The organism is Actinopolyspora mzabensis (assembly GCF_900101095.1).
In the GTDB taxonomy this organism is placed as follows: Bacteria; Actinomycetota; Actinomycetes; order Mycobacteriales; family Pseudonocardiaceae; genus Actinopolyspora; species Actinopolyspora mzabensis.
Genome location: NZ_FNFM01000006.1, coordinates 110,525 through 126,525, shown reverse-complemented (window position 1 = coordinate 126,525; position 16,001 = coordinate 110,525). Strand labels below are relative to the sequence as shown.

Below are 16,001 nucleotides of genomic sequence, written 5' to 3'. Positions count from 1 at the left end.
TTCATATATTCACGGTCATCACGCGCGGAATCAAGGAAACCACGACCAGTGAGCCCGTTTCGTCGGTGAGCGGTTCGACGAGGCAGCGGCTCACCCATATGGCGGCCGATCACTCCACCGGTTGCAGTGCTCCGTTCATGTCCGGTTCGGCGTAGAGCTCGATGTTGCGCGCCACCCGGGCACTTTCCTGCCGCGCCGTGAGTGCCCCGCGTACGACGCCGACCCATCGCTCCGGTGGGTGCTCGTCGGTGTCGCCGGGTGTGTCCGCGATGACCGTCCACGGCCTGCGCACCAACCAGCGGACCGGGAAGAACAGGATCAGCACGAGCAGCGCCAGAACCACCCAGATCGGGACGATCACGGCGGTCGGTGTCCAGAGGAGGAACGCCGCGATCATCACGAACACGATCGTCCCCATCACGACGCCGGGGGAACGACCGCCACTGACATCGAGCTCCCACTCGTCGACCTGGAGCGGATCACTCCACTCGATGTTGGTCTTGAGGGTCCATCTCCGACCGTCGGAACCACGTACCGCGCGGTTCATTACCGCCTCCACGCACTGGTCGGGCACGGTCCGGGCCAGCGACGGCCCGTACCGGCTTGATCGGCAACCGTGATCCCACCGTACCGCGTGAGTTCCGCGGATGCGCCGAACACGACCGCGGTTTTACTCTTCCGGAGGAATCGAGGTGGGCTCAACCATCGGGAGTGGTGCCGAACACCCACGAAACCCGGGGCGAAAGCCGCGGCGCGGGCGAAGCACCGATAGAGGAGTCGGCTGGCGGGAGAGCCGGACCGGCTCCCGGGCAGCGACGACCGGGAGGTTCGATGGATCTGGACCGGGCACGCGGAATCGTGCGCGAACAGCACCACGCCGTGCTGGCCACCCGACGCTCGGACGGTGAGCCACAGCTGAGTCCGATACTGGCCACTGTGGATTCCGGTGGTCGGATCACCGTCAGCACCAAGGCGAACACCGCCAAGGTCGCCAACATCGGCAGGGACCGGCGGGTGTGGCTGTGCGTGCTGCCCGACGAGTTCTTCGGCCGGTGGATCCAGGTGGACGGCACGGCCGAGATCGTGCGGCTGCCCGAGGCGATGCCGCTGCTCGAGGAGTACTACCGCGACATCTCGGGTGAGCACGAGGACTGGGAGCAGTACCGCGCGGCCATGTGGGCGGAGCGACGGGTGGTACTGCGTGTCGAACCGACACGTGCGGGCCCGTCCTGATCGAGCACTTCCGCCGCGTGGCGAGCCCCGCGCGGGGCCTCCAGGCACGTACGAGGAGGGGTGAGGGCCGTGCCGACCCCCCTTTTCCGCGCCCGCCCGGCATGGGTTAGAGTAGTTGTCACAGCGGCCGACGGGCCGGTGTGAGAGTCGAATACGGATCGTGCGGATGTAGCGCAGCGGTAGCGCATCACCTTGCCAAGGTGAGGGTCGCGGGTTCGAATCCCGTCATCCGCTCCACGAAGAACCCGCCGGGCGAGCCCCGGCGGGTTCTTCGTTTCTTCGGTACGGCGACTCCACGCGGCACCACGAGCTCCGGTGAGTTGCGAGGTCGCGGGATTCCCGAGTCGGGCGGCGTCGATTTCCCCCGAAACCGCCGGGACTCCCGTGGCGTGCGGAGCGCGCGATGGCCCCTTGCCGATGGCCTCGTCCGACCCCGGTCGGAGGCGCCGACGAACTCCGCACCCGACGGACGTGCTCGCTCGGCTCCGCGTGCTCGGGGCAGTCCCGCAGCGGCGCAAGAGACGAGCACTTTCCCCACCTGACAGAGTGGTGCGCTACGCCATTCGGCCTATAGGTCTAGACCAGAACCTGTTATGAGGTCTGGACCAAAGTGATGGTGATCATCCGCCTCGGATTACGCGAAACGGAGCTGCCGACGGCCCCGAGCTCATCCGTAGCTTTTCCGGTTACAACGAGCAACGAAGGGAGTACCCATGCTCACCAAACGGATCAAGCGGGCGCTCGGCATCACGGCCTTCGCGGTCGTACCGCTGGCGCTTCCCATGGTCACCTCGGGTGCCGCCGTCGGCCACGGCTACACGCAGAACCCGATGAGCAGGCAGGCGTACTGCGCCGAGGGCACTGTCAGCGACTGCGGCTCCATCCAGTGGGAGCCGCAGAGCGTGGAAGGGCCCGGGAACTTCCCCTCGGGCGGTCCTTCCGACGGCCAGCTCTGCAGCGGCGGCAACAGCCGGTTCTCCGAGCTCGACGAGCCGCGCAACGGCAACTGGCCCGCCACCGACGTGAACGCGGGGCAGAGCCTGCAGTTCCGCTGGGAGCTCACCGCGGCGCACTCCACCGAGTCGTTCCGCTACTTCATCACGAAGGACAGCTACGACCCGAGTCAGCAGCTGACCCGCAGCGACCTGGAGCTGCAACCCTTCTTCACGGTGGACTACAACGGTGCGCAGCCCGACTTCACCGTCACCCACACCGGTCAGCTGCCCAGTGACAAGAGCGGCAAACACCTGATCTTCGGTGTTTGGGAGGTCGCGGACACCGCGAACGCCTTCTACACCTGCTCGGACGTCAACTTCAGCTGACGTCGACGCGGCGGCGCACGTCGCGAACGCCCGGGTCTCGGGAGCACCACGCCACGGAAACCCGGACGTGACGGGCCCCGACCGTGATCACCGATAATCCGTCCCGGCGCCACCGTTGCGGCGCCGGGACGGATCACGTCCGGCAGGGCGCCCCGGCTGCCGGGGCGCGGCGATTTCGCGCGAAACGTACGCGGTGCGGGAGAGCCCGCCCCGGGCGGCTCCGGACCCGGACCGCCGGGGATTCAGACGGCCAGCCCGGTGGGGCAGGCGACCCCGGTCCCACCGATCCCGCAGTAGCCGTTCGGGTTCTTGCTCTCGGAGAGGTACTGCTGGTGGTAGCCCTCCGCGTAGTAGAACTCACCGAGCGGCGCGATCTCGGTGGTGATGCCGCCGTGCCCGGCCTCGGTCAGCGCCTGCTGGAACCGCTCCCGACTGGCCTCGGCGACCTCGCGCTGACGCTCGTCCACGGTCAGGACGGCCGAGCGGTACTGCGAACCGACGTCGTTGCCCTGCCGCAGCCCCTGGGTGGGGTCGTGGTTCTCCCAGAACACCTTGAGCACACCGGCGTAGTCGATCACCTTCGGGTCGAACACCACGAGCACGGCCTCGGTGTGCCCGGTCCTGCCGCTGCACACTTCCTCGTAGGTCGGATTAGGGGTGTAGCCACCGGCGTAGCCCACCGCGGTGGTCCAGACGCCCTCGGTTCGCCAGAAGGTCCGCTCCGCACCCCAGAAACACCCCATGCCGAGCACCGCTCGTTCGGTCCCCTCCGGGAAGGGGCCGACAATGGTGCGGTCCGGATACACGGCGTGCCGCTCGGGGACGTGCAGCGGAGTTGAGCGCCCCGGGAGTGCCTCGGCGGGCTCGATCATGCGGGTCTTGTTGCCGAACAGTGCCATACCCCCAGGCTACAGCGGTGCGCCGCCCGGAGAGCGGTTGTGCGTGCCTAGCGCGGCGGGGGCGGCATCGCTCGTCCCGTGGTGGGAGTCGTACCTACCGCGTTCATCCCCGGCTGCGGTCGGGCGGTTCGGGAAGCCGACTCCCCTCGCCGGAGCCGGAAGGAGGTACGCGGGGCAGCGCGGGCGTGGTGCGTTCCTCGGGGGGCTCCACCGGAACCGAGGGCGGGGAACCGATCGGCTCGGTCGGTGGGTCCTCCCGCTGAGCACTCGCCGGGTCCACCGGCGGCCCGACCGTGCCGGCGGGAGCGGTGCCGGGTGCACGACGCGGCGCGATGTAGTGCCGCAGCCGCATGGTGGGTTCCTCGACGAACCGCCACGACAGCGTTCCGGCTACGTAGGCGATCGGCGCGGCCAGGGCGAGCAGCACCCACTGGTTGCCGATCCCGGCCAGCACGAGGGTCTGCTGGATCGGAAAGGCCCAGACGTAGACGCCGTAGCTGCCGTTGACCCAAACTCCCGGGACGCTTGCGCGGGCGGGCCAGTGGTGCCCGAAGACGATCACCGCGTAGCTGACCGCGAGAGTCATCCAGAACGCGGTGGCCTCGCTCATCGGCATGGCCGCCAACGCGAGCAGTCCCGCCGTCGCGGCCAGCGGTGAGCGGGGAACCGAGTAGAGCCGCAGCACGACCCCGATGGCGAAGGCGACCAGGAAGGACAGCAACGGCTCGACGGGCACGCTCAGCAGCGATCCCGGGGAGTCCGGTCCGGGAGCGTGCGCCATCCTGCGGTCCACCACGACCAACACCACCAGCGCCAGCACCGCCAACCAGCGGCTGCGTCGGCGTGCCGCTCCCACCAGCAACAGCAGCCACAGTCCCGCGTAGGCGATCAGCTCCATGGGTAGTGTCCACAGCGAGCCGTTCACCGAGCCGTCCCACGGGTTGTTCGCGAACACGCCGGGGAGGTGGTGCCGCAGTGTCACCATCCCGGTGTTGCCGACGACGTAGCCCCAGGTGCGCTGCTCGCCGAAGTACTCGGCCGACGGCAGCGTGGTGACCAGTGGGCCGAGCACCAGCGCGACGAAGAGGGAGACGCTCAGCATCGGCGGCCAGAGCCGAAGCACTCGTTTCGCCGCGAACCTGACGGGGTGGGGGTCACCCACCCAACTGCCGGTGATCTGGAAACCGCTCATGGCGAAGAAACCCATGAGCAGCCCGTGGTCGGGCTGGACCGGCCATTCCGGGGGGAACATGTCGTTCCCGCTGACCAGCGGATAACTGTGGCCGTAGATGACGACGAGCGCGCCGATCATCCGCAGCCAGGCGAACCCGTGGCTCGGCGGGGCGAACCGTTCGGGATGCGTGCGTTCGGCGCGTGACACGCGTTCACCCATCCCCGAACCTCACCGTACGACTGCGAAGACGCGGAGTAGCTTAACGGATCTCCGGGCTCGGACGAGCCGGTCGAGCGGGGTAGGTACGACGGCCCGCTCCCGCGGATCGTTTTCGGGTAGTGACCACAAACCCCCGCAGGAGTGCGATGATGGAATCGACCGCGATTGGGGCGCGGTGGTGTAATCCGGAAAGGGCTCAGCGGTGACCTGGCAAGACGAGCTGCAACAATTGGACGCGGAACTCACGGCGGGACGGATCTCCGCCGATGAGTACCGGCAGCGGCGCGATGCCGTGTTGGGCCGTGCCCAAGCGGAGCAATCGGACAGTCCGTCCGGTGGTTTACCCGCGCAGCAGCCCGATCCGGGCGAGCGGCACTCCTGGCCGCAGCACTCCGTCGCCCCCGGAGAGAGCTCGGGCGGCTACGGTGGGCAATCCGGGGCACAGCAGAACCCGTTCCCGCCCGCTTTCAGCTGGCAGCAGTACGGCGGGGACGCCGAGGGGCAGTCCGACAGCACCCAGGTGGTGCGAAACACCGGAGCACAGTCTCCCGGCGGGCAGCAGGACCTCCCGCAGCAGGGTTACCAGCAACAACCACCCAGCCCACCGCACGGTTGGCCCAGCCAGGGGCAGTACCAGCAGGCGCGCCCCAACGAGCAGTTCCAGTGGGGCCAGTACTCCTGGGGCGGTGGCAGCGGCACTCCCTGGGGCAACTCGGAGTTTCCGGCCGAACACGGTGACCCGAGCTGGATGCGGCAGGGCCCCGAGGTCTTCGAGACGGTGGGCAAATCCTCCAAAACGGGCAGAACCGTGGGGTTGTCCGTCGGCGGCGTGCTGGTGCTCGGCGTCGCCGTCGCGGTGGTGTTCTACTTGCTGTCCTCACAGGGCACGCCCCAGGCGACACCCCCGCAGCCCACGAGCAGCTCGACGCCCACCTCGACGACTCCGCCGCTGCCGGAGCCCCCGGCCGTCAAACCGGCTCCCGGCAACGCCGAGGAAGTGCTGATTCCGACGCCGGAGGGGAAGCCCCATCCCTTCAACGGACCGCTGGGCAGGACGGCGCTGTCCGGACCACATTCGGGCGCCCTGATCAAACCGGTGCGCGAGTTCGCGCTCAACAACGGCATTGTCAACGGTCGCTACTCCGGAACCGACGCCAACGGTGTGCCGGTGCGCACGACGATGATCGCCATCGAGATGCCCGACGAGGCGACCGCGGGGGAGCTCACCCGGAAGTACCTCCAACAGCAGGGGGCGCTGACGGTCATCGACGAGTTGTCCTATCAGGGCGTCGACGTCTACTCCTCGGGCGATACGCTGCGCACCGCCTACACCAGCCACGGCTGGACCGTGATCCTGGACGTGCAGGCGGTCGACGCGCCGGGCAGCGACGCACGCGCGCTGTTCGAGAAGCTGCTGACCGACCAGCTCGCGAAGACGCCACCGACGATCCGCGAGTGATTCCGGGGGCGGGACCACGGCGAGCGCGGGCGGTTCCACGGGCGAACCGCCCCGGCCGGGTCAACGAAGTTCCAGCAGCTCCCGCAGCGTTTCCCGGCACACGCCCGGTCCGAACTGCTCGGCCACCGCGTGGCCGCCCACTTCGGACAACCGGCGCCACTCGGCGTCGTCGGTGAGCACCCGCACGAGTCGGGAGGCCAGCCCGGCCGCGTCGTCGGCGACCGGAACATCGCGCTCGGGGGTGAGCCGGATGCCCTCCATCGCCAGGTTCGTGCCGACCACCGGCACCCCGGCGGCCAGGCTCTCGCCGACCTTGCCCTTCACGCCCGCGCCGAACCGCAGCGGGGCCAACGTCACCCTGGTGCGGTCGTAGATCCCGGTGAGGTCGTCGACCCAGCCGTGCACCTCGACTCCGGCCCCCCGCAGGGCGGTGACTTCCGAAGGCGGGTTGCTGCCGACGATGTGCAGTGTGGTCCGCGGACAGTGGTGCCACACCAGCGGCATGATCTCGCGGACCGCCCATTCCACCGCGTCGACGTTCGGCGGGTGGTCGAAACCGCCCACGAAGAGCACGTCGGCGCGTCCGGCGGGACCGTCGGCACCGAGCCGCACTTCGTGCACATTGGACAAGACTCGCACGTCTACGTCCTCGACCAGCTCCGAAAGCGTGCGTTGCTCGTCCCCCGACACGACCAGCGTGACGTCACAGCTGCGCACCAGGCCGATCTCGGACTGCCGGGAGGCGAAGGACCTGCGGCGCAGTGCTGCCGCATCCCGGTCACGCGCGTCGGAGGCGGCCAGCTCCGCCTGCCGCTGCAGCCGGACGAAGTGCAGGTCCACGGTGTCGTAGACGATCACAGCACTCGGCGCGTCGACCCGCAACCGCTCGACCAGGCTCCAGGCGACCTGGGGGCGGGACAACAACGCCAGCGTGATCTCGGAACCCACTTCGCTCAGGAAGGCGTGCTGGTGTTCCGGCCTGGCGAGCACGGTGACACCCATGCGCCGCAGCTCGTCGGTGTAAGGCCGTAGCTCTGCCTGATTGTCGGGGAAGAACACCACCCGTGCGCCCAGAGCGGTGAGCTGCTCCAGAATCCGCCACATGCGCAACGATCCGGAGTCGTAGTCCGGCCGCGGCACCTGGTGGTCCTTGACCAGCACCAGCGGCCCGAAGTGTCCCTCCGTACCGCGCTCGCGCGCCATCCAGAGGTTACGGGTTCCGGCCTCCGGAAGGTGCTGCTCGCGGAGGGTGCCCTGCCACTTTTCGACGAAGACCCCGCGGTTGAGCTCCTGGTGGCGTTTGATCCCGGAGCCGGCCTCGGTGCCGTTGGAGACTCCCTCGTGGTGCACCACGACAGCCCGCGGTTGCACCACGGTGCGGAAACCGGCGGCACGGACGCCGAACGCGAGATCGGTGTCCTCGTAGTAGGCGGGCGAGTACCTGGTGTCGAAGCCTCCCAACGACTCGAACAGCTCACGGCGCACCAGCAGTGCCGCGCCGGAGCAGTAGTCGACGTCGCGCAGCGCGGCGTACTCGGGCGCTTCCGGGTCACCCAGCCTGCCGAGATTCCAGCCGGTGCCGTCGGACCACACGGCACTGCCGCACTCCTGCATCCGCCCGTCCGGGTAGACCAGTTTGGCGCCGACCAGACCGATGCGCTCGTCGGAATCGACGGTGTCGACCAACTCGTCCAACCAGGACTCGGTGACCTCGGTGTCGTTGTTCAGGAAGAACAGCTGACGACCGCGGGCGTGTTCGGCGCCGAGGTTGCAGGCGCCGACGAAACCGAGATTGCGTTCGGTGCGCACCAGCCGCACACCGGGACAACTCCGCAGCAGTTCGGCGCTGTCGTCCGGGGAGGCGTCGTCGACCACGACGACCTCGAAGGGAGTGCTCACCCGGTGCCCGGCCAGGCTGCGCAGGCACTGCCTGGTGTACTCCCACTTGCCGTGCACCGGCACGATCACGCTCACCTCGGGCTGTGCGCTGTGCGGCACGGCCAGCGGCTCCCGCTCCACCGTCCCCTGCGTGTGGGAGGGGCCGCGCCCCATCGCGATCTCGTAGACGTCACGCCTGGTGGTGCCGCGCGGGGCGGCGCGTTCGACCACCTTTCGGTACTTGCTCACCGCGCGCTGCACGAGCGCGGAGTTCTGTTCGGCGAGCTCGGCCACCCGACGACGAGCACTGTCCAGTTCGGACTCCAGTTCGGTGACGGTCTCGCGCAACCACTCGTTGCGAGTCGACTCGCGCCGGGAGCGCAGTCGGGCCTCGCGCAGCTCGGCACGCAAGCCGTCACGTTCCCGCTCCGCCTCGACAGCCCGCTCCTCGGCCGTGCTCCGCGCCGACTCCAGCTCGCCGATGGTGCGTTTGAACTCCTCGGCCTCGGCCCGGTTGGCGCGACACAGCTCGTTCAACCGAGCGACATCGGCCACGGCGGCGTCACGCTGCGCCACGATCTCGCTGTGATCCGCCCCGGAATCGCCGCGGGCGAGTTTGAGATCCGCGTCCAGCAGCACCGCTGCGGCGGGGAGCTGCGGCAGCTGCCGATCGGAGGCCAGCCCGAACAGATAGGTGTGCCCCACGCCCTGCCGTACCTGCCAGTCCCCGGAGTCGAGCTGACGCAGCGTCTGCAGCCGCACCCCGTCGGCGGCGATGTCGGGATCGCCGGGATCGGCCGGAGTGAGCAGCGACCCCACGGCGACGTTCTGCTTGAGCAGCGCCACGTGCCGGAAGGAGTCACGCAGCAGCTCCTCGAACTGCGGCGCGGCGAGTTCCTTCACGTGGAACGGATTGTCGTTGCCGTGCTCGTGGTGGTACACGGCGGTGTCCGGAGTGCTGATCAGCAGCAGTCCGCCGGAGGCGAGTCTGGCCCGAACGAGCCGGAGCACGGCGTCGTGCTCGGCCACGTGCTCGATCGCCTCGAAACACACCACGACATCGAAGGTTCCCGCCTCGGCCAGCGTCGCGGGATCGGTGATCGATCCGGTGTGGAACGTCAGGTTCGAGGCGGTGTAGTTGCTCGCCGCGTGCCGCACGGCCTCGCGGTCGATGTCGACCCCCACGACCTCGGCCGCCTGGGCCGCGAGCATGGCGGCGCCGAACCCCTCACCGCTGGCCAGATCGAGCACGCGCTTGCCACGCGCGAGGCGGGCCGCCACCGCGTAGCGGTGGTAGTGCTCGTAGATCACCCGCGCGTCGTCGGCCCACGGAACGCACCGCTCCCCGGTCCACTCGATCAACCGCTGCGGACGCTCCGTTACCGAATCACCGTTGTCGCCCATTCGGCCCCCCTTCGACGCACGAGACATCGGTCCGAGTCCGCCGCTCACCCAACCGGTGCGAGCTCGGCCACCAGCAACCGTGTAGCCAATTCTGCCCCCGTCCGGTGAGCAGTCCGGAACGGGTCGGTCACCGGACGACAACCCGTTGGTTCGTGCCGCCGTGCGTCACTCGGCCGCCGGTTCCCGTTCCGCTGCGGGCAGCAAGCCGAGCACCGCGGGAACGGCTCCCGGCGCCGCGGCGAACAACTCGTCGGGGTCCTCGTCCTCGGTGACTCGGTCCGGAGCAGGCTGCTCGGTGTCGTCGTCTCGCTCGTGCGCGGCCGACCCCGGGAAACCGGGGAAGCCGCGTCCGCTGATCCCGCCGCGCCCCGTCATCCGCTCACCGAGCACACCACCGCCGAGTACCGCACCACCGGTGGCGGCCAGTCCCGCCGCACCGGCGGCGAGGTGGGCGCCGGACACCTCTCCCCCGAAACCGGTACGGGCTCCGCTTTCCCCCGTATCGCCGGAATCCGGTGCGGTGGGGCCGGTCGAGGCGGGGCCCGCACCCCACGCGGGTTCGGTGTCCCGGGCGGTGCCCGTTTCCCCCGCGGTAGCAGTCCCCCACGCGGCCGCCGACTCCCACGATGATTCGGCTGGCCGAGGCACCACGTGGGTGTTCTCGGTGGTTCGCACACCGTAGTTCCGCAGGGCGGTCTGGTTCGCGAGCCGGTTCTCCTCCATCGTGGCCGATTCGTCGACGACAGCACCGGGATCACCCCGCTCCGCGACGCCCGGGGCGGATGAGTGGCCCGTCGCGGGCGAGTGGCCGCTCACCTCGACCACCTGCTTCTTGGCCTCGTTGAAGCCGAAGCTCTGCGCCCGCAGCGCTTCACCCGCCCGCTCCGCGAGTTCCGCCGAGTCGTCGGCCGCGACACGAGCTCGCATGCCTCGGTCCCGAACCGCCTCGGCCGCGGTACCGCTCCAGGCTGCTCCGATCCCGTCGATCGCGGCATCGATACGTTCGGCCGCCTCCCCGTGTTCGGCCGCGACCCTGCTCCAGCTCTCGGCCGCACGATCCATGCTGTCGGTACCGGGCGCGTGGTGGAACCATTCGTGGATCCTGCCGGGATCCACGCCCTCGGGGCGGAGTTCCGAGTCCGGCACGTCCTCGACGTCCGCACCGGAGCGGTCCGCCCGCGCGCCACCCTCGATCGACGTGCCGTCCGCTTCCCGATCCACGCCCCACCGCCTTTCGGCCTCGGACAGCGCCCTGCCCGTCACATCGCCCGAGCCGCCACTTCGGACGACGTACGATCCCCGTCACCGCGCAGTCTGCCAGAAGGACGATCGTCGTCCGGGTGGTTCGGGACAATCCGGTGCTTCCCGGTTCCCGGCAGGACCGGCCTCGGAAGGAGGTACTCCGGGGCGGGATCACTCCAGAGCGGGATCACTCCGAGGCGGTGCGCGACGCGCGAGTCGCCTCGTCCTCACTCACGTCGTAGCGCCGCATCGCGTCCTCGAGATCGGTGATCATCGCGCGCAGTTCGCGCTGCTCCCGCTCGTTGCCCGCCAGGTAGTCCGTCACCAGTCTCGGCCCCATTTCGTGGGCCGCACGCCGACTGTAGGGGTCGTGACCCGGGGCTGTCAGTGGCGCGTTGTCCCGCGCCTCGTCGGCTGCCCGCTCCAGGGCGTGCAGGGCGCGGCGCAACTCGGCGACGGCTTCCGGGATGCGGTCCCGATCCACCGAGTAGCCGGCTCCGGGGCCCGTCGTGGGTGGTCCCCCGGTTCGCACCGGGTCGACGACTCGCCCGTCCTCGCTCATCGAACTCGAAGGGTTCACCAGCCGTAGCCTCTCCGTTCGGCACCGGGACAGCGGGCGGGCTCACGGCGGAACGCCGGGAGACCCGCGTCCGCAGTCTCGCAGAGCGGACCGGAGCCGTGGGCCCGCAGCACCGGATCGGTGCGGCGGTCCCGTGGATGTCCCAGCACTCTCGTGGATGTGTCCCCGGACTCCGTCGATTTCTCGAGAAATCGCCGCGCCATCGACGCAGGGCGAACCCCAACCACCCCGCGGGCCGAACTCCGACCACTCACGCGACAGACACCGCCGCGGGTTCTCTCGTGGTGCTCTCGCGAGGAAGGCCCGACGTTGTGTAGTGACTACCCGATGTCGGGCCTCCCGGAACGAGAGGTTCCGCCGAGCGACCGCCCGAGCGGACCGGAACCTTCTCTACCCCTTCACGCAGACGACCTGCCGCAACCTGGCCACCACTTCCACCAACGCGGTCTGCGCGTCGATGACGGAGTCGATGTCCTTGTAGGCGCCCGGGATCTCGTCGAGCACCCCGTCGTCCTTGCGGCACTCGACTCCCGAGGTCTGCTCCCGCAGGTCGCGCGAACCGAACGTTTTCTTGGCCTTGTTCCTGCTCATCCGGCGCCCGGCCCCGTGCGCCGCCGACTGGAACGAGTCGTCCGACCCCAAGCCGCGGACCACGTAGGAACCGGTGCCCATCGAGCCGGGGATGAGTCCCATGTCGCCCTTCCCCGCCCGGATCGCACCCTTGCGGGTGACCAGCATGGGCTGACCGTCGATGGTCTCCTCCGCCACGTAGTTGTGGTGGCAGGAGATCGGTTCGTCGAAGTCGATCCGCCGTCCGGTGAAGCAGTCGCGCAGCGCGCGCATCGTCAGGGCGAGCATGATCCGCCGGTTGACCCGCGCGTACTCCTGCGCCCAGAACAGGTCGTGCCGGTAGGCCGCCATCTGCGGGGTGTCGGAGACGAACACCGCGAGGTCACGATCGGGCAAGTCCTGGTTGTGCGGCAGTTCGCGGGCCGCTGCGATGTGCTGTTCGGCGAGTCGGTTGCCGATGTGCCGGGAACCGCTGTGCAGCATGAGCCAGACGGCGTCGTTCTCGTCCAGGCACACCTCGATGAAGTGGTTGCCACCGCCGAGCGTGCCGAGCTGTTTGCCCGCCTTGCTCTCCAGCGAGCTCACTCCGCCGTGCAGCTCGCCGAAACGCCTCCAGAGGTCCTGCCACTCCGAGGTGTTCAGGCCCAGCCGCGCGGGGTCGACGGCCTCGTCGTGCGCGCGGAAGCCCACCGGCACGGCGCGCTCGATGCTCGCGCGGATACCACCGAGATCGGCGGGCAGGTCCCCGGCGCGCAGCGAGGTCCGGACACCCTCCATGCCACAGCCGATGTCCACCCCCACGGCGGCGGGGGACACGGCATCCCGCATGGCGATGACCGAACCGACCGTGGCGCCCTTGCCCAGGTGCACATCGGGCATGACGCGTACTCCGTGCACCCACGGCAGGGCCGCGATGTTGCGCAGCTGGTCCAGCACGGCGGAGTCAACCTCGTGCTCGGCGGCCCACATGAAGGTGGGAGCGCGAGCACCGGACAGCAGTACGGGGTAATCGGTCACGACGCTTCACCCTTGCACGGACATCGGACGCTCTCCGGCGGTGATTTCGTGCGGCCGCGATTTCGCGCGCAATCGCGGTGCCGTCGCGAACCAGCCCAACGGGAGCGGAAACCTGAGAACGGGACACGAGAACCGTAAGCCCGGCCGGGAAAAGACGTCCAATGATTTCGTGCCCTGCGAGGACGCCGGAAGCCCGCCCCTGTATCTGGGAGTTCTCCGCGGCGCGGCGGAGCGACGAGCATCACCGGTACCGCGTCGATTTCTCGCGAAATCGCCGCCGTGGGCGGGGCCGAACGAGGGCACCTCGCGAACGGGAGTGACCGGAGGTGCCACCAAGGCACGACCGGCGAATCCTGTCGATGTCCCGGTGAACCGTGCAACGCCGACACAGCGCGCCAGCCGACGAAGTACCGACGTGGCCGTCGCGAGTGCCGTTGACCTGAAGCGCGCTTGAGGTGTGAGGCTCGACGTCGAAGTACCACCACACAGTTAGGGGTATCCGATGCCGACCGCGCAAGGGCTCGAAGGGACGAGCTTCTCGAACGGCGAAGCGGAAGTCGCCGAGGTCGTGGCGCGCTACGAGGCTGCGTTCAATCAGAACGATGCCAGGGCGATGAATGCCCTCTTCTCGCCGGACACGGTCTTCGTCAACTTCAGCGGCACCGTAGTATCGGGAGCCGAGCAGCTGTATCAGGCGCAATCCTTCGTCTTCGCCGCGAACGGCCCCTTGGCAGACATCACGGTGCGCTACACCACCGAGAACATCGCCTTCCTCACCCCCGAGGTCGCCGTGGCCCGTGCCCGCCAGAGGTCTGTCCCGTCCGAGGAGCGGGCGGCGGAGGCCGATGATCCGTTGGAAGCCATCTTGACGATGACACTGCTGCGGGACGCCGCTGGACAGTGGCGCATCCGCATGGCTCAGAACACACCAGTCGTCGCGCAGTAGGGGAAAGAGGCTATCGCCCCACGGCGTAGCCCTGCGCGCCGCGCGCGTTGGCTGCGCCCCGCAACATTCCGGTCTCGGGGTCCCTGCCGACCGCGGAGAGCCTGCCCAGCGACCAGGGGCCCGCGTCGGTCACCTCGTGTCCGAGCCGCCGCAGCCGCTCGAAGGTCGCCTCGCCGAGTCGCGACTCGGCGAGCACCCGGCGCGGTTGCCAGCCGCGCGGGTAGAACGAGGCCGGAAACGCGGTGGTGTGCCAGGCGGGCGCGTCGATGGCCGCCTGCAGATCCAGCCCACCGTGCACATGGGCCAGCCAGAAGCACAGCTGCCACTGGTCCTGCTGGTCACCACCCGGCGTGCCGAAGGCCAGCACGGGCTCGTCGCCCCTGGTGAACAGCGAGGGGCTCAGTGTGCTGCGCGGTCTGCGGCCGGGGACCAGCGAGTTCGGCAGTCCTTCGCGCAGCCAGCACATCTGGGCACGGGTCCCCAGGCAGAACCCCAGTTCCTCGATCACCGGTGAGGACTGCAACCAACCCCCGGAAGGAGTGGCCGAGACCATGTTCCCCCAGCGGTCGACCACGTCGAGGTGCACGGTGTCCCCCTTGCTGTCCCCGTTCGGCGAGACCGTCGGCTCCCCCAGCCCCACCCCGCTGGGATCGGGCGGGAGTCCGGCCCCTCGCGCCTCGGAGACGTACTCGGGCAACCGTGGTGCGTGGCCGCCGGGGGTTCCCGGCCGCAGCGTTTCGGCCGCGTGTCGCCCGATCAGTTCGCGACGCGCGGCGGTGTAGTCCGCACCGAGCAGCTCCGACAGCACTCCCGGATCGGCCGAGTCGCCGTAGTGCGCCTCCCGGTCGGCGAAGGCGAGTTTGGCCGCCTCCACCGCGTGGTGCACGGTTTCCGCGGTGGCGATCCCGTCCCGGTACTCCACCGGCAGCTGTTCCAGCAGCCGCAGCTGCTGCAGCAGCACGGGACCCTGACACCACGCGCCGAACTTGGCCAACCGCCCGTCGCCGGAGGTCCGCAGCGTCACGGGATCCTCGTAGGTGGCGCTGTACTCGGCCATGTCCTGCCCGGTAAGCACCCCCGCGTGCGAACGTCCCGAACTGTCGGTGACCGGGCTGCGCGCGAACCGGTCCACCGCTTCGGCGACGAACCCCTGCGCCCAGGCTCGGCGGGCCGCGTCGATGCGGTCGCACCGGTCGCCTCCCGCCGCGTCACCCTCCCGCAGCAGTCGCTGCCACGTGCGGGCCAGCACCGGGTTGCGCAGTAGCGTTCCCGCGCCGGGCGCGGCACCGTCGCGCAACCACAACCGCGCGGAGGACGGCCAGCGCACGCGGAACATCTCCCGCACCGTGGCGATGGTCTCCGACAGCCTCGGGACCACGGGAAACCCGTCACGGGCGTATCCGATCGCGAACCGCAGGACCTCCTCGAGCGACTTGGTGCCGTAGTCGCGCAGCAGCAGCAACCAGCCGTCCCAGGCACCGGGCACGGTGGCCGGGAGCAGCCCGGAACCCGGGATCAGTTCGAGCCCCAGTTCGTCCCGGAAGTGTTCGACGGTGGCGGCTGCGGGCACCGGCCCCTGGCCGCAGAGCGCGCGAACGGGACCGCCGGGTGTGGCGAACAGGGCGGGAAGTTCGCCGCCGGGACCGTTGAGATGCGGTTCGACCACCTGCAGCACGAATCCGGCCGCCACGGCGGCGTCGAAGGCGTTGCCGTCGTCCTCCAGCACCGCCATGCCCGCGGCGGAGGCGAGCCAGTGCGTCGAGGCGACCATGCCGTGTGTACCCGCGAGTTCGGGTCGTGTGGGGCTGGTCATGCGCTCACTCCGATCTGGGGAGGGTTCGGCGGCTCGGTTCGCCGGACTGTCCTCGGTTCGCCGGACTGTCCTGGAACCTATCGCCGCCTTCCCCGCCCTGGCTGCCGCCTTCACCTGCTACAGAACACGCCACATGAGACGTTCCCTTACCGTCGAGCGGGTCAACACTCTGCCCTGATACGGACGACCGCTTCATTTCCGGTTGGGAGCCGTCAATTTTTCAGCTCTGTCCAAAGTTCGCTGTC

12 protein-coding genes and 1 tRNA gene are annotated in these 16,001 nt (G+C 69.4%); 5 read left to right on the top strand and 8 right to left on the bottom strand.

Annotation, left to right across the window (positions count from 1 at the left end):
• Positions 1 to 109: 109 nt before the first annotated feature.
• Positions 110 to 547 carry a DUF983 domain-containing protein gene (locus BLR41_RS11420; RefSeq protein WP_092628046.1) on the bottom strand — a complete coding sequence of 146 codons (438 nt, stop codon included), beginning with the start codon at positions 545 to 547 and terminating at the stop codon, positions 110 to 112.
• Positions 548 to 831: 284 nt separating this feature from the next.
• Between BLR41_RS11420 and BLR41_RS11415 the strand changes: the two genes are divergently transcribed.
• The 3 genes from BLR41_RS11415 (at position 832) to BLR41_RS11405 (ending at position 2,555) form a co-directional block, all read left to right on the top strand.
• Positions 832 to 1,233 (top strand): PPOX class F420-dependent oxidoreductase, encoded by a 402-nt coding sequence (locus BLR41_RS11415; RefSeq protein WP_092628044.1) that lies wholly within the window; start codon positions 832 to 834, stop codon positions 1,231 to 1,233.
• A gap of 162 nt (positions 1,234 to 1,395) precedes the next feature.
• Positions 1,396 to 1,470 (top strand) — tRNA-Gly (locus BLR41_RS11410).
• 476 nt (positions 1,471 to 1,946) lie between these two features.
• Complete coding sequence (locus tag BLR41_RS11405) at positions 1,947 to 2,555, top strand: lytic polysaccharide monooxygenase auxiliary activity family 9 protein (RefSeq protein ID WP_092628043.1); 609 nt, start codon at positions 1,947 to 1,949, stop codon at positions 2,553 to 2,555.
• 242 nt (positions 2,556 to 2,797) lie between these two features.
• On the opposite strand, the gene msrA is transcribed toward BLR41_RS11405, so the two are convergent.
• Both msrA and BLR41_RS11395 read right to left on the bottom strand, forming a co-directional pair.
• Positions 2,798 to 3,454, bottom strand: a complete 657-nt coding sequence (gene msrA, locus BLR41_RS11400) for a peptide-methionine (S)-S-oxide reductase MsrA (protein WP_092628042.1) — start codon at positions 3,452 to 3,454, stop codon at positions 2,798 to 2,800.
• A 103-nt stretch (positions 3,455 to 3,557) separates the two neighbouring features.
• Positions 3,558 to 4,847 (bottom strand): acyltransferase family protein, encoded by a 1,290-nt coding sequence (locus BLR41_RS11395; RefSeq protein ID WP_092628040.1) that lies wholly within the window; start codon positions 4,845 to 4,847, stop codon positions 3,558 to 3,560.
• Positions 4,848 to 5,049: 202 nt separating this feature from the next.
• Between BLR41_RS11395 and BLR41_RS11390 the strand changes: the two genes are divergently transcribed.
• Positions 5,050 to 6,306, top strand: a complete 1,257-nt coding sequence (locus BLR41_RS11390) for a hypothetical protein (RefSeq protein WP_092628039.1) — start codon at positions 5,050 to 5,052, stop codon at positions 6,304 to 6,306.
• A 60-nt stretch (positions 6,307 to 6,366) separates the two neighbouring features.
• Here BLR41_RS11390 and BLR41_RS11385 read toward each other — a convergent pair whose 3' ends face one another.
• The 4 genes from BLR41_RS11385 to BLR41_RS11370 form a co-directional block, all read right to left on the bottom strand.
• The gene (locus BLR41_RS11385) at positions 6,367 to 9,588 is read right to left on the bottom strand and encodes a glycosyltransferase (RefSeq protein ID WP_092628037.1); all 3,222 of its coding nucleotides are present in this window, start codon (positions 9,586 to 9,588) and stop codon (positions 6,367 to 6,369) included.
• 165 nt (positions 9,589 to 9,753) lie between these two features.
• Positions 9,754 to 10,809 carry a WXG100 family type VII secretion target gene (locus BLR41_RS11380; RefSeq protein WP_143013058.1) on the bottom strand — a complete coding sequence of 352 codons (1,056 nt, stop codon included), beginning with the start codon at positions 10,807 to 10,809 and terminating at the stop codon, positions 9,754 to 9,756.
• 208 nt (positions 10,810 to 11,017) lie between these two features.
• On the bottom strand, positions 11,018 to 11,392 hold the full coding sequence (locus tag BLR41_RS11375) for a hypothetical protein (protein ID WP_143013057.1): 375 nt from the start codon (positions 11,390 to 11,392) through the stop codon (positions 11,018 to 11,020).
• Between the two features lie 408 nt (positions 11,393 to 11,800).
• On the bottom strand, positions 11,801 to 12,949 hold the full coding sequence (locus tag BLR41_RS11370; protein WP_092628320.1) for an RtcB family protein: 1,149 nt from the start codon (positions 12,947 to 12,949) through the stop codon (positions 11,801 to 11,803).
• A 550-nt stretch (positions 12,950 to 13,499) separates the two neighbouring features.
• On the opposite strand from BLR41_RS11370, the gene BLR41_RS11365 reads away from it, so the two are divergent.
• The gene (locus tag BLR41_RS11365; RefSeq protein WP_092628030.1) at positions 13,500 to 13,943 is read left to right on the top strand and encodes an SgcJ/EcaC family oxidoreductase; all 444 of its coding nucleotides are present in this window, start codon (positions 13,500 to 13,502) and stop codon (positions 13,941 to 13,943) included.
• A 10-nt stretch (positions 13,944 to 13,953) separates the two neighbouring features.
• On the opposite strand, the gene BLR41_RS11360 is transcribed toward BLR41_RS11365, so the two are convergent.
• Positions 13,954 to 15,756 (bottom strand): gamma-glutamyltransferase family protein, encoded by a 1,803-nt coding sequence (locus BLR41_RS11360; protein WP_218120083.1) that lies wholly within the window; start codon positions 15,754 to 15,756, stop codon positions 13,954 to 13,956.
• Positions 15,757 to 16,001 lie beyond the last annotated feature (245 nt).

What these genes read in the sequence shown, in the direction of transcription:
- BLR41_RS11360 (WP_218120083.1), bottom strand. Translation starts at nt 15,756, where the DNA reads ATGACCAGCCCCACACGACCCGAACTCGCGGGTACACACGGCATGGTC.
- BLR41_RS11395 (WP_092628040.1), bottom strand. Translation starts at nt 4,847, where the DNA reads ATGGGTGAACGCGTGTCACGCGCCGAACGCACGCATCCCGAACGGTTC.
- msrA (WP_092628042.1), bottom strand. Translation starts at nt 3,454, where the DNA reads ATGGCACTGTTCGGCAACAAGACCCGCATGATCGAGCCCGCCGAGGCA.
- BLR41_RS11415 (WP_092628044.1), top strand. Translation starts at nt 832, where the DNA reads ATGGATCTGGACCGGGCACGCGGAATCGTGCGCGAACAGCACCACGCC.
- BLR41_RS11375 (WP_143013057.1), bottom strand. Translation starts at nt 11,392, where the DNA reads ATGAGCGAGGACGGGCGAGTCGTCGACCCGGTGCGAACCGGGGGACCA.
- BLR41_RS11420 (WP_092628046.1), bottom strand. Translation starts at nt 547, where the DNA reads ATGAACCGCGCGGTACGTGGTTCCGACGGTCGGAGATGGACCCTCAAG.
- BLR41_RS11385 (WP_092628037.1), bottom strand. Translation starts at nt 9,588, where the DNA reads ATGGGCGACAACGGTGATTCGGTAACGGAGCGTCCGCAGCGGTTGATC.
- BLR41_RS11370 (WP_092628320.1), bottom strand. Translation starts at nt 12,949, where the DNA reads ATGTGGGCCGCCGAGCACGAGGTTGACTCCGCCGTGCTGGACCAGCTG.
- BLR41_RS11365 (WP_092628030.1), top strand. Translation starts at nt 13,500, where the DNA reads ATGCCGACCGCGCAAGGGCTCGAAGGGACGAGCTTCTCGAACGGCGAA.
- BLR41_RS11405 (WP_092628043.1), top strand. Translation starts at nt 1,947, where the DNA reads ATGCTCACCAAACGGATCAAGCGGGCGCTCGGCATCACGGCCTTCGCG.